The 13362-nt window shown below is 69.4% G+C and carries 10 protein-coding genes and 1 pseudogene; 7 read left to right on the top strand and 4 right to left on the bottom strand.

Annotation, left to right across the window (positions count from 1 at the left end; translation table 11 throughout):
• The first annotated feature begins 131 nt into the window (after positions 1–131).
• Positions 132–1139: a class I SAM-dependent methyltransferase gene (locus tag FCI23_RS36095; RefSeq protein ID WP_136728405.1), complete on the top strand. Its 1008-nt coding sequence runs from the start codon at positions 132–134 to the stop codon at positions 1137–1139.
• A gap of 36 nt (positions 1140–1175) precedes the next feature.
• Here FCI23_RS36095 and FCI23_RS36090 read toward each other — a convergent pair.
• The 4 genes and pseudogenes from FCI23_RS36090 to FCI23_RS36075 all read right to left on the bottom strand — a co-directional run.
• Positions 1176–1289 (bottom strand): annotated as a pseudogene (locus tag FCI23_RS36090) (NAD-dependent dehydratase); the annotation flags it as partial.
• A gap of 558 nt (positions 1290–1847) precedes the next feature.
• Positions 1848–3068: an acyltransferase family protein gene (locus tag FCI23_RS36085; RefSeq protein WP_136728404.1), complete on the bottom strand. Its 1221-nt coding sequence runs from the start codon at positions 3066–3068 to the stop codon at positions 1848–1850.
• A complete protein-coding gene (locus FCI23_RS36080) occupies positions 3065–4423 on the bottom strand; it encodes an alpha-2,8-polysialyltransferase family protein (RefSeq protein ID WP_136728403.1) in 1359 nt (452 codons plus the stop codon). The genes FCI23_RS36085 and FCI23_RS36080 overlap by 4 nt, the downstream gene beginning before the upstream one ends.
• Complete coding sequence (locus FCI23_RS36075) at positions 4423–5406, bottom strand: glycosyltransferase family 2 protein (protein WP_136728402.1); 984 nt, start codon at positions 5404–5406, stop codon at positions 4423–4425. Before FCI23_RS36075 ends, FCI23_RS36080 begins: the two co-directional genes overlap by 1 nt.
• 187 nt (positions 5407–5593) lie before the next feature.
• On the opposite strand from FCI23_RS36075, the gene FCI23_RS36070 reads away from it, so the two are divergent.
• The 6 genes from FCI23_RS36070 to FCI23_RS36045 all read left to right on the top strand — a co-directional run bounded on the left by FCI23_RS36070 (position 5594) and on the right by FCI23_RS36045 (position 13176).
• Positions 5594–6928, top strand: coding sequence for a DUF6716 putative glycosyltransferase (locus tag FCI23_RS36070; protein WP_136728401.1), 1335 nt, complete (start codon positions 5594–5596; stop codon positions 6926–6928).
• A 41-nt stretch (positions 6929–6969) separates the two neighbouring features.
• A complete protein-coding gene (locus tag FCI23_RS36065; protein ID WP_246144393.1) occupies positions 6970–8214 on the top strand; it encodes an acylneuraminate cytidylyltransferase in 1245 nt (414 codons plus the stop codon).
• Positions 8211–9155, top strand: a complete 945-nt coding sequence (locus FCI23_RS36060) for an N-acetylneuraminate synthase family protein (protein ID WP_136728400.1) — start codon at positions 8211–8213, stop codon at positions 9153–9155. The genes FCI23_RS36065 and FCI23_RS36060 overlap by 4 nt, the downstream gene beginning before the upstream one ends.
• Positions 9156–9158: 3 nt before the next feature.
• A complete protein-coding gene (locus FCI23_RS36055; protein WP_136728399.1) occupies positions 9159–10256 on the top strand; it encodes a hypothetical protein in 1098 nt (365 codons plus the stop codon).
• A 474-nt stretch (positions 10257–10730) separates the two neighbouring features.
• Positions 10731–11945 (top strand): amidohydrolase, encoded by a 1215-nt coding sequence (locus FCI23_RS36050; protein WP_246144392.1) that lies wholly within the window; start codon positions 10731–10733, stop codon positions 11943–11945.
• A gap of 202 nt (positions 11946–12147) precedes the next feature.
• The gene (locus FCI23_RS36045; RefSeq protein WP_136728397.1) at positions 12148–13176 is read left to right on the top strand and encodes a BMP family lipoprotein; all 1029 of its coding nucleotides are present in this window, start codon (positions 12148–12150) and stop codon (positions 13174–13176) included.
• Positions 13177–13362 lie beyond the last annotated feature (186 nt).

Below are 13362 nucleotides of genomic sequence, written 5' to 3'. Positions count from 1 at the left end.
TCGGCGTCCATCTGTGCCACTGGGCGAGGCTTTCGTGTGGCCCGTGTCCGGCACAGGGTGCACACAGATTTCTTGTCGCATTCGCCTGGGTGTCGATGGCGGTTCGGCTGGACTACCTACTAAGGGGTCTTATGACAGTCACACGTACGAACTCCGATACGGCCACCGACACCAATACGAACACCGGCACGGACGACACGCAGCGGCTGCCGCAGTCGTTCTACGACGTTCCTGGTTGGTTCTTCAATACGGATGTAGTGCTCTTCGACTGGTTCCTCGCCCGTCAGGAGCGCGAGAAGCAGGACGGCGATCTGCTGGAGATGGGCGCGTACATGGGGAAGAGCGCCATCTTCATGAGCGGGCACCTGCGCTCGGGCGAGACGTTCACGGTCTGTGATTTGTTCGACTCGGAGGCACCGGACGGGCGAAATGACGCCGAGGTGCGGGGCTCGTACTCGACCCTGACGCGCCGGTCGTTCGAGGCCAATTATCTTTCCTTCCGGCAGCAGTTGCCGCGCGTCATCCAGGCCCCGACCTCTGTCGTGCCGGGGATGGTCGAGGACGACAGCTGCCGGTTTGTACACGTCGACGCGTCCCACTTGTACGAGCATGTGCGCGGGGACATCGCCGCCGCACGGGGCGCACTGCGGGGGGACGGGGTGGTGGTGCTGGACGACTTCCGTTCGGAGCACACGCCCGGGGTCGCCTGTGCCACCTGGGAGGCGGTGGTGGGGGAGGGGCTGCGGCCGATCTGTGTCAGCCCGAACAAGTTCTACGGGACCTGGGGGGATCCGGCGCCCATGCAACAGGAGTTGCTGGCCGAGCTCCGGGAACGGGGAGACTTCTGGACCTCCCCGCAGGATGTGGCCGGGCATTCCCTGGTGATAGTCAACGGGCCCAAGGCCAAGCCGCCGCGGCTGCCGGCCTCGCGGCACGCGCCGCAGGAGACGGAAGGGACGAAGGAGGCCGCGACCGTGCAGGCCGCCGCACCGAGGCAGGCGCCGGAGCCGGCCAGGACGCTGCAGCGGCCCCGCCGTTCGGCACTGCGTCGGCTGGCGGTCGATCTGCTGCCGCCCATCGTCACCCGGGCCGTGGTGCGTGGGCTGCGAGTGCTGCGGCGCGCCAGGAGCAAGGCCTGAGGCGGGCAGCCGGGCAGGTGAGCGGGCAGCCGGGCGTCAGTTCCCGGCGACGTTCTTGACCGCGACGGCGATCGGGGTGTCGCCGGAGATCAGTTCGAGGGTGAGCCCGGCGGTGGAGGGGGTGTCCAGCAGCTCGGGCATCGTCCCAGCTCAAAGCCGGCCAGCAGCGCCCGGGCGGCAGCGCGGGCCAGCGGCTGGTTCCCCTTCGGTATCAGGACGTAGTGGGCGTCGAGCCGGTCCGTGATCAGGCGGGCGGTCTTCTTTGTGGTGTGCAGGGCGTCCAGGGCGAACACCCAGCCGGGCAGCTTGAGTTGGGTGAGCAGGGTGTGGGCTGCCTCGCCCTCGCCGCGCTTCTGGCAACTCGCCCCGTCCAGCAGAATAAACCCGGGCGAAGCAGATCAAGTAGGAACTACGCCGGGGCCGTGTGAACTGCTGGGGTTTTGCGGGCGTCATAGCCATAGCGGAGCGATTGGCCAGGGCCGCCCTGAGGGCAGTTGACAGGGCCCCGGCCGCCCTGGTGTTCCCCCGCCGGCGCCCGCATGTGGTCGGCGACGTCTCCCACCCTGTACGGGTCTTGTGGGTTTGTCGTCCCGTCGCCGGCAGTACTTCTCGGGATCATCGGCGGGAGCCGACAGTCATCGGCTCCCGCGCCTTGTCATCGTGCCGGCCCAGCGATTGAGGGCATGAAGCAGTCGGTCGGACGGGGATTTACGAAGTCAACAGCCGCTTGAGCCGAGGTGCCAACGGCCGCTCCACCCACCGGTACATCAGCCAGGCGAGCACCAGCATCCCGGTCACCGCCAGCGGCAGCACCACCCATGGCCGTAGCCCCAGTCCGTGCCGCAGCCCATGGATCGCGACCCATCCCAGGTGTTCGTGCACCAGGTAGAACGGGTATGTGAGCGCCCCCGCCGTGGTCAGCCACCGCCAGCCGATCCCGGCGATCCGGGGTACCAGCGTCACCACGGCGACCGCCACGAAGCCCAGGGTCACCACCGCGATGACCGCCAGAGCTGAGCGGTGGTGGAACACGTGCACATGGGCCGGTGCCACCAGCGCCTTCACCGCGTAGCGCTGGCCGAGCAACCATCCCGCAGCCACCACGCCCCACGCCAGTGCGTCGTGCCCGTACCGGTGGACCAGGTACAGCCCGATCCCGCCGATGAAGAACGGCGCGTACTCCGGCACCAGCACCAGCTTCAGAAAGGGTTCCCCCGAGGCGTCCGCGAGTACCGCCCCGGCCATCCACAGCGCGCAGAACATCAACACCCGCTGCCGGGTCGCCCCCGGCCACACCACTGCCAGGGCGAAGAGCAGATAGAAACGCAGCTCCGCCCAGAGCGTCCAGCAGACCCCGAGGACGCGCTCCGCGCCGACCGGCTGCTGGAGCATGGTGAGATTGGTGAGCAGGTCGCTGGGCGACACCGTCCGGTACGCCACCCACGGCAGCGCGAAGACCGCGGTGACCAGCAGAATCGCCGCCCAGTACGCGGGGTACAGCCGCGTCACCCGCGACACTGTGAAGGCCTTGAGGGTGCGGCCCCAGCCACTCATGCAGATCACGAATCCGCTGATCACGAAGAAGATCTGCACGCCCAGACAGCCGTACGAGGCGGCGCCCGTGAGGGCGGCGGGGAACAGCTGCTTCGGCGACTGCCCCCACGCGCCGGCGACAACCCCGTTCCGTCCCGTGTAGTGGTAGAGGCACACCATCAGCGCCGCCACCAGCCGCAGCCCGTCGAGCGCACGCAGCCGCTGGGGGCGCCGGCCGCCGGGCTCCCCGCCGGCCGCCGGACCGCTGCCCCGGGTCTGGGCCGGCACAGCGGTCCTCGCCGGGGGCGCGCTCGTGTCCGTATTGACCCCGGCAGAGCCGGGGGCCGTGCGTATGTCCCCGGATATGCCGTCTGGTCCGGCGTCGGCATTCCTCATCCCAGTGCCGCCTTCTTCAGAGCCCGCGCGCTGCGGGCGACCCGACGGACCGTCGGGTTGCGGGGCAGGAAGGCGAGCTGGGCCGGTACCGCGCCGGGCAGGGCCAGGGAGGTGAGGCGGCGGCGCTTGAAGTACTTCCAGGTGCTGGTGGTCAGGCTCTTCGTCAGGTAGGCGACCGCCTCGTCCCGCAGGTACGGGTAGGCCTGCGGCTGCATGCAGTAGCCGACCGAGCGCAGCAGCGGGGTCAGGTCCTGCTCGACCCACTCGCGGGTGGGCGGCTTCCAGCCGGTGACCGCGCCGCTCTGGCCGATCTCCGGCAGTACACGGTCGGCGATGGTGACCGGGACACGGTTGCTGTTCTGGTACGGGGCGAGCCGCTCGAGGAGCAGTTCGGTGCCGGTGCGGGCGACCGGGATGCCGTAGAAGGCAGACGCGGTGAGTAGAGCGGTGGAGAAGCAACCGACCACCAGCGCGGGGCGGATCCGTGCGTAGAGCACCTCGGCGAGGACCGGCGAGTCCAGGACGGTGAGCTCCGCGCCCAGCTTCACGGCCTCCTGCTCCAGCAGCCGTGACCAGTGCGCGGGTGCGGTCGGGTGCGGCTTGAAGATGACGAGCCGGTGCCCGAGGGCCACCGCGCCGCGCAGCATCCGTACATGCAGTGCTTCCTCCTCCTCGGCGGTGAGGATCCCGAGCGCGGAGAGATACTGGCCGAGCAGCAGGGCGGCACCCTGGGGAAGTCCGGTGACGGTGTCGGTGGGGTCGTCGTGCTCCGCCAGCTCGCCCAGCACCTTGGTGAAGGCCTCTGACGGCACGAGCTCGCCCCGTACCCCGTACTCCGACAGCAGGAGCGGCTGCAGCCCCGTGACCAGGTCGAGGTGGAGCAGCCGGCTGATCCGGGTGGTGATCAGCGGCTCCAGCTTGTCCCGGGTCGGGCCGTACGACATGAGCCCGTCCGCGTACACCTGAACCGGCGCGGCCGGGAAGAGCTGCACCAGCGACAGCGCCGGCGCGACCTGGATGGACTCGACGACAAGCTCCAGGTCGTCGTCCCCGAGGCCCCACAGCAGCCGCAGATGCCGCTCCCACATCGGGATGTCCTCGTTGCGCGGTGACCACCCGCCGGGGTGCAGCGGCGCGATGGCCTCGTTCCAGGACAGGACCCGGTCGAACCGGCCGCGCAGCGCCTCGAAGCCGGGCATGGTGTCCAGCGTCGGCGTGGTCTCCGGCACGCCCGCGTTGTTGCTGACCAGCAGCAGCCGCCGGTCGGCCGCGGTGAAGAGCCCGGCGTCCAGTGCGGCGGCGAGGGTGGCCGCGCCGTACAGGGTGGACGCCATGAAGATCTGCGTGCGTGCCATTACGCGGTCACCGTCCCGTTGCCGGAGACCAGACGCCTTCGGAGCCGGCGGAGCCGCACGCTGCGTTCCAGGTCCATCGAGTCCAGGGCCTCCGTCAGTATGTCCTGCGGCATCTTCTTCAGCGCGCCGGCGCTCATGGTCTTCAGCTGCCGCGCGACGGCGGGCTCGAAGCGTTCGATGGAGTTGAGATGGTGCGCGATGACCGCGCAGTAGGTTCGTACGGCCTTCGGCATGAAAAGGGCCGCGTCCGGGTCGGTGGCGGTCTCCGCGAGCACCTGGTCGAAGGACTTGATGAAGTCCAGCTGCCGTACGTCGCCGATCTGGGTGAGTGAGGTGGCGATCCCGCGCCGGTAGAAGACGCCGAGCAGGCCGACGACGCCAAAGCTCTTCGCCTCGCGGTGCAGCCGCCAGATCCAGGGGCGGTCCTCGGCGGTGCGCAGCCCGTGGGGGAAGTGCAGCAGCCCGCTGTCGACGAGGCGCCGGTGGTAGATGCCGGCCCAGGCGTACGGGTAGTCCACCGAGGTGGACCGGTTGGCGGGCAGGATCGCCTCGCGCGGATTGAGGACGACACCGCGGCGTCCGTGCGGGACACGGGCGATGCTGCGGTCCCGGCCGTTGCTCACCACATGGTCGGTGCGCACGAAGTCGGTGCCGAGCCCCTCGATGGCGCCGAGCAGCTCGGCGAGGTAGCCGGGGGCCAGCCAGTCGTCACCGTCGAGGAAGGTGAGGTACTCACCATCCGCTGCGTCGATGCCGGTGTTGCGGGCTGTTGCCAGGCCGCCGTTCTGTTCATGGGTGACGATGCGGGCACCCGGGAGGGTGGGAACGGCGCGCTCGAGGATGCTGGGTGTTTCATCGGTCGCACAGTCGTCGACGAGGATGAATTCAAAATCCGGGCGGGCGTTCGCACGAAGACTTCTCAACATGTCCGGCGCGAACGCCTGCACGTTGTAGAACGGCACGATGACGGAGAGCTTAACCACGCACTGGATCGTATGAGCAGACAAGGCATTCCGGTTGACGCGGTAGGTACATCTGAGTGAACGGAACATGTTGAGCCCATGAACCAGCCGTTCATCAAGATTGTCTGATGATTCGGTGATGCAGTGTTTACCCACCGTTTCCTTTATGTTGCCCGCCCGCTCGCAATGGATTTCTAACGTCCAGGACGTGCCAGTAAGTACCACCGGCCCCACCCGGGTCACAGTTCTAGCCGATTCGGACACCCGTTGGAAATGGGGTGCTCTGACGGCTCTTCGTATTGCCCCCGAGGCCCGCCTCGACGCCCGGCTGCTCCGGGGCCGCGCCACCCCGACCACCCGCCAGATCGAGGAGGTCGGCATACCGGCCGCCTCAATGCGGGAGGTCACGGTTCCTGAATTCCTGGCCGAGATGAAGGGCCCCGCCGAGAACCACCGCGAGAGCGCTGACCTGGTCATCCTCTCCTGCGTCGGCGGCACCGTCCAGGCCATGCTGCACGGCCTGGGACGCGCGTGGCAGGGCACCGCCCACCGCCCGGTGGTACTCACCGGCTACGTGGGGGTCGTGTACGAGAAGCTCGCCGACGGTCTGCTGCTCCGGCACGGCGCGGACATCGTCCTGGCCAACAGCGCACACGACGCGGAGCGCTTCCGCGCGGTCTACGCGGGTGTCGGCGCCGACACCGCCGCGATCACCGAGACCGCGCTGCCCTTCCTGGACGACGGCAGGAGCTACGAGGCCGATCCCGGCCGCCCGTTCACGGTCGTCTTCGCCGTACAGCCCTCCGTACCGGACAACCGCAAGGACCGCACCTATCTGCTGCGCCGCGCCATCGACCACGCCCGGTTCCACCCGGACCGCGAGGTCCTGGTCAAGCTCCGCAGCAAGCCCGGCGAGCACACCACGCACATCGAGGAACAGCCCTACCAGAAGCTGGCCGCCAAGCTCGACCCGCCCGCCAATCTGCGGCTGGTCTACGGGAACATGGGCGAGGTCCTGGACCGCACCGACCTTCTGGTGACCGTCTCCTCCACCGCCGCCCTGGAGTCGATGCACCGCTCCATACCCACAGCGGTCCTCACCGACCTCGGCATCCGCGAAACCCTGGGCAACCACCACTTCCTCGGCTCCGGCGCCCTCGCGTCCTGGGACCAGATCGACGCCGGCCAGGTCCCCCGCGCCGACCCCGCGTGGCTGCGCGCCCACGGCGTCGCCGCCGAGAACCCCTTCGGGGCCGTACGGGACAGGGTCTCGGCCCTCACCGGCCGCGCCGCCGACGGCGGACTGCCGCCGCTGGCCCCGTACTACACACCCGTCACCGCCTCCGGCTACCTCCCCGGGGTCCTGGCCCGGCACGGCCTCGACCCCAAGGGCGAGCCGATCGGCGGCACCCCGGACGCCGCCGCAGAGCCGAGCCGCATGCGCCGCGCCACCCGCGACCTCGCCCGCAACGCCGCCCGAACCGCCTACCGCCAGGGCGTACAGCGCGTCGCGCCCGTGATCCGCCGCTGGGGCCAGCTGTGACCGGCGCCGACACTGTTGAATCGACAGGAGCACCCGAACTCGTGAGCGAGACCGTTCTGGCCGTCATCCCCGCCCGCGGGGGCTCCAAGGGCGTGCCCGGAAAGAACCTGGCACCGGTCGGGGGTATCCCGCTGGTCGCCCGCGCCGTCCGCGAATGCGTGGCGGCGGGGCACGTCACCCACGTCGTCGTATCGACCGACGACCCCTCGATCGCCGAGGTCGCCCGCTCCGCCGGCGCCGAGGTCGTACTGCGCCCCGCCGACATCGCGGGCGACACCGCGACCAGCGAAGCTGCCGTCCTGCACGCGATGGACGCCCACGAGGCCGCACACGGCGGCGCGCCCGTGGACATCGTCCTGCTTGTGCAGTGCACCAGCCCCTTCATCACCAGCGAGGAGATCGACGGGGTCGCCGAGGCCGTCATATCCGGCGGCGCGGACACCGCCCACACCGTCGCGCCCTTCCACGGCTTCGTATGGCGGGAGGACACGGACGCGGCGCCTGACGCACCAGGCCCACTTGCCGCGCGCAGCGCGTCCGGCGCCTTCGGTGTCAACCACGACAAGGCCGGCCGCCCGCGCCGCCAGGACCGCCCCCAGGAGTTCATGGAGACCGGCACCGCCTACGCCATGCGCGCCGACGGCTTCCGCGACCGGCGGCACCGCTTCTTCGGCCGCACCGTGCTGGTGAAGACCGACCCCGCGCGCGTCCTGGAAATCGACGAGCCCGGTGACATGATCCGCGCCCGCGCCCTCGCCCCGATCTACGACGCCGACCGGGCCGGCGCCCTCCCGACCCTCGACGACATCGACGCGGTCGTACTCGATTTCGACGGCACCCAGACCGACGACACGGTGCTGGTCGACTCCGAAGGCAAGGAAACCGTCGCGGTCCACCGCGGCGACGGGCTCGGCATCGCCGCCCTGCGCAGCGCCGGCCTGCCCGTCCTCATCCTCTCCACGGAGACCAACCCGGTCGTCGCCGCACGGGCCCGCAAACTGCGCGTCCCCGTACTCCACGGCATCGACCGAAAAGACCTCGCGCTCAAGCAATGGTGCGAGGAACAGGGCATCACGCCCGAGCGGGTCCTCTACGTCGGCAACGACGTCAACGACCTGCCCTGCTTCGAGCTCGTCGGCTGGCCCACAGCCGTCGCCAACGCGCACGACGTAGTGCGGGCCTCGGCCCGCTCCATCACCGCAACGCCCGGCGGGCACGGAGCGATCCGCGAGATCGCCTCGTGGATTCTCGGCCCCGCACTTTCCCGAAGGGACCTCTCCCAGTGACCAACAACAACGCCCGCATCCGCCCGATCGGCGACCGCCTCGTCGGCACCGGACAGCCTGTCTACGTCACCGGCGAGATCGGCATCAACCACAACGGCAGCCTCGAGGATGCCTTCGCCCTCATCGACGCCGCCGTCGAGGCAGGCTGCGACGCGGTCAAGTTCCAGAAGCGCACGCCGGAGATCTGCACCCCGCGCGACCAGTGGGACATAGAGCGCGACACCCCCTGGGGCCGGATGACCTACATCGACTACCGCCACCGGGTGGAGTTCGGCGAGGACGGCTACCGCGCCATCGACGAGTACTGCACCAAGAAGGGCATCGACTGGTTCGCCTCCCCGTGGGACGTCCCGTCCGTCGCCTTCCTGGAGAAGTTCGACAACATCAAGGTCCACAAGGTCGCCTCGGCCTCACTGACCGACGACGAGCTGCTGCGCGCCCTGCGTGACACCGGCAAGACCGTCATCCTCTCCACCGGCATGTCCACCCCGAAGCAGATCCGGCACGCGGTGGAGGTGCTCGGCAGCGAGAACATCATCCTCTGCCACGCCACGTCCACGTACCCCGCGAAGCACGAAGAGCTCAACCTCCGCATGGTCAACACCCTGCAGAACGAGTTCCCGAACGTGCCCGTCGGCTACTCCGGCCACGAGATCGGCCTCCAGACCACGCTGGCCGCCGTCGCCCTCGGCGCCGTCTTCGTCGAGCGCCACATCACCCTCGACCGCGCCAACTGGGGCTCCGACCAGGCCGCCTCCGTCGAGCCCCAGGGCCTGGACCGCCTGGTGCGCGACATCCGCATCATCGAGCAGGCCCTCGGTGACGGCGTCAAGAAGGTCTACGACGGCGAACTGGGCCCCATGAAGAAGCTCCGCCGCGTCCCCGGCGTCATCGCCGAGGCAGAGGCCGCCGCCGCAGACCGCGAGACCGTGACGGCCTGACGCATGAGCGATACCACTCTGGCACTTGTCGAGAGCCCTGTTCAGCTGCTCAACGTGCTGGAGTGGGCGCACATCCATCCCCCTGCCGTGCCCTCACCGCGCCCCGGAACCCCGGAACCCGGACGCGGTGAGGCCGGCGGGACGGCAGCGCGGACGCTCGTCATCGTCGTACTGGCCCCGAAGGACGTCATGAGCCGCGGCCAGCTGCGGCGGATGACCGAACTCGCCATGGACGAGGGCCACACAGTCCGCTGGTGCGAGCCCCGGGCCTCGCGCTCCGCGCTCCCCAGGATCGCCGCGAAGCTCACCCCCGAGCTGCGCCGCGCCCGGCGGATCGTCCTCGGTGACCCCTTCTCGCGCCTGGTGCAGGTGCTGCTGCCGCTCTCGCGGGCCCGGGAGATCACCGTCGTCGACGACGGCACAGCGACCATGGAGTTCACCGAACTCCTCACCCGCGGCGACCGCCTGGTCCGCTGGCACCGCTCCGGGCACCGCTCGGCCGCCGACGCCGCCTTCGGCGTCTTCGCCTCCGCCGCCCGCCGCGGCCTCACCCCGGGGCACGGTCGCGAGATCGAGCTCTTCAGCTCGATGCCGGCCACCCCGCCCCCCGGCATGGCCCTGCGCGCCAACCGCTTCACCTGGACCCGGGCCCGTTTCGGCCCGCCCAGCGTCTCCGCCGGCACCGACATCGTCGGCACCTCCCTCGTCGAGACCGGCGTGGTGGACCCCGACAGCTATCTGACCGCCGTCACTGCTCTCACCCACGCTCACGGCGCCCTCCGCTACTTCGCGCACCGCCGCGAAAGCCCCGACAAGCTCCGCCTCCTCTCCGCCGCCACCGGCCTGGAGATCGTCCGCCCCGACCTGCCTTTGGAGCTCGTCGCCCGTCGTGGCCCCACCGGCCATACGATCGTCAGCTTCCCCTCCACCGTCGTCCACACCCTGCCCCTCGCCCTCGAAGGCACCGGCATCAAGATCACGGTCTGCGACATCGACCCCGCCTGGCTCACCGCCAACGCCTCCCCCCGCGCCCAGGGTTTCCTCTCCGGCATAACCGGTACTGCCCGTGATCGGCACGGGGTCGCCTCGGTGACGGGCTGAGCCGCGGCGCGTTCCCGCGGGGGCGTACGATCGACCCACACCTGCATGACCCGGTCCCGGCCCACCCCGCCAGGGCCCCAGGACGTGGCAGACGTCGCCTGCGGCGCTTTCCTCTCCGCCCGAGACCCGTTCTCTACGCCCTGGCGGGCGTGGGAGGGACCCCCAGTCCTCAAACGCCGGACGGGCGCGGCCACCGGCGCGCACCGGAAGGACCGGGGTCCGGGGCAGCGCTCCGGTTTCGGGAAGGTGGGGGCACCTCCCAGCGGTAGCTGGGGGAGGGTCAGAGGGAAGCGCCGCAGGCGTGCGGCGACCGAGTGAAGCCGCCTCGCGGGGCGGGATGGGGTGAGCCAGTATGGAATTGCTGAGGCCAAACCCCGTTTGATACCCATGGCGGGAGTTTCCTACGCCGACGGTGGGGCAGGAATTTACACGATCCCCGAATCAGGAGCACAGATGAGGTCTACGCTTACGGAGGTGACCGACTCACCATCCGATCCCTTCGATCCTTCCGACCCCGCCGAGGCTCCTGGCCTGCTGCCCGAGCGGCTACGCGCCGAGCTCGTGGCGCTCCGCCGGGACCTGCATATGCACCCGGAGCCGGGCCGCCAGGAATTCCGTACCACCGCTGCCGTCAAGGCCCGTTTGGAGCAGGCGGGGCTGTGCCCGCATGTGCTGCCGGGCGGCACCGGGATCATCTGTGACATCGGAGCCACCGACCCCTCCCGCCCACGTTTGGCGCTGCGGGCGGATCTGGACGCGCTGCCGATCCAGGACATGAAGCGTGTCGACTACCGCTCGACGGTCCCCGGGATGGCGCACGCGTGCGGCCATGACGTGCATACGACCACCGTGCTGGGCGCCGGCCTCGTACTGGCGGAGCTGGAGCAGCAGGGGCAGCTGCCGTGCCCCGTACGGCTGATCTTCCAGCCGGCGGAAGAGGTGATGCCCGGCGGTGCGCTGGACGCGATCAAGGCGGGCGCGCTGGACGGGGTGGGACGGATTCTGGCGGTGCACTGCGACCCGAAGGTCGAGGTGGGCCGGATCGGGCTGCGGCAGGGGCCGATCACTTCCGCGGCCGACCGGCTGGAGCTGTCGCTGGACGGGGCGGGGGGTCACACGGCGCGCCCGCATCTGACGACGGACCTGGTGATGGCCGTCGCGAAGATGGCCACGGAGCTGCCGGCGGTGCTGGCGCGCAGGACGGACCCGAGGTCGGGGCTGTCGATCGTATGGGGCCGGATCCAGTCGGGATCGGCGGCGAATGTGATCCCGCAGCACGCGGAGCTGGAGGGCACGGTCCGCTGCCTGGAGCTCTCCGCCTGGCATGACGCCCCGGATCTGGTGCATGAGGTGATCGACCAGGTCGCCGGGATGTACCGGGCGAAGTGGGAGCTGACGTATCACCGCGGGGTGCCGCCGGTGGTCAATGAGTCGGTCTCGACGGAACTGCTGCGGGACGCGATGACCGCCCGCTACGGTGCGCACACGGTGGAGGACACCGAGCAGAGCCTCGGCGGCGAGGACTTCTCCTGGTATCTGGAGAAGGTTCCGGGCGCCTTGGCCCGGCTCGGGGTGCGGCCGGTCGGCGACACGGCCAGCCGGGACCTCCACCAGGGTGACTTCGATGTCGACGAAGGGGCCATCAAGGTCGGGGTGGAGCTCTTCACCTCGGCCGCGTTGCTGGCCTGACGGATGGGCGCGGGTGCAGCGATCGGGTGCTCTCGCGGCAGGTGACCGGGCGGTCTGCGCCCGGTCACCTGCCGGGTTACCTGGTCGAAATGCGTCGATCCGATAACAGGTGGTCACCTCCTCTTCACCTGACATCTACGCGCGTTAAGCTCCGGGCTTAAGCCAGCGCCGGACGGGGCGCTTCAACTGAAGGGGTACCCTCTTGCGCCGGGTAACCAAGATCGTCGCCGCGGGCATCGCTTCCGCGGCTCTCTCGCTGTCTGTCAGCGCGTGTGGCAGCAGCTCGACGAGCGACACCAAGGGTGACAAAGGTGTCGGTCTCGCGTACGACGTCGGCGGCCGTGGTGACCACTCATTCAACGACTCTGCCGCGGCGGGTCTGGTCAAGGCGGAGAAGGACCTCGGGGTCAAGGCCAAGGAACTCACGGCCAACAACAACGAGACCGAGTCCGACCGCGAGCAGCGGCTCACCCAGCTCGCGGAGGCGGGTTACAACCCGGTCATCGGCGTTGGCTTCAACTACGGCAACGCGGTCACCGCGATCGCGAAGAAGTACCCGAAGACGTCCTTCGGCATAGTCGACTCGGTCGTCACGGCCAAGAACGTCGACAGCATCGTCTTCACCGAGGAGCAGGGCTCCTACCTGGCCGGTGTCGCGGCGGCGCTGAAGACCAAGACCAACAAGGTCGGCTTCATCGGCGGTGTGAACATCCCCCTGATCCAGAAGTTCCAGGCGGGCTTCCAGCAGGGTGTGACCGACACCAACCCCAAGGTGAAGGTGACCTCGCAGTACCTGTACGCGAGCAGTGACAAGGGCTTCAACGACCCCGCGTCGGCCAAGGGCAAGGCCCAGGGCATGCTCGACAGCGGCATCGACGTGATCTACACCGCGGCCGGCTCCTCCGGCAACGGCTCGATCGAGGCCATCAGTGCCAAGAAGGGCGCCTGGGCGATCGGCGTCGACTCCGACCAGTACGCGGACCCGGGTCTGGCCAAGTACAAGGCCTCGATCCTGACCTCGGTGCTCAAGCACGTCAACGTCGGCGTCTACGACCTGATCAAGAGCGTCAAGGACAAGAAGCCGCTGACCGGCACCCAGGTGTACTCGCTCAAGAAGGACGGCGTGGGCCTCTCCACCTCGGGCGGCTTCATCGACGACATCAAGTCGCAGATCGACGCCGCGACCACGAAGATCGCGAATGGCACCATCACGGTGAAGAGCACTCTCTGACACCGGAGACATAACGGCACAGGTCGCGGGGCTCGGCGGGGAAGGCTTCGGCTTAGAGGCCGCGCGAATAGGTGGGGCGGGTTAAGGAGCGGGTCGAGGGCCGAGTCTGGCAAGGCGGAGGTGGGGGCACCTCCCAGCGGTAGCTGGGGGAGGAGGCGACGCGGAGCGTCGTCGACCGACGACAAC

It is taken from the genome of Actinacidiphila oryziradicis (assembly GCF_005047355.1).
GTDB classification, from domain to species: Bacteria; Actinomycetota; Actinomycetes; order Streptomycetales; family Streptomycetaceae; genus Actinacidiphila; species Actinacidiphila oryziradicis.
This window is presented reverse-complemented; position numbering and strand designations above follow the sequence as displayed.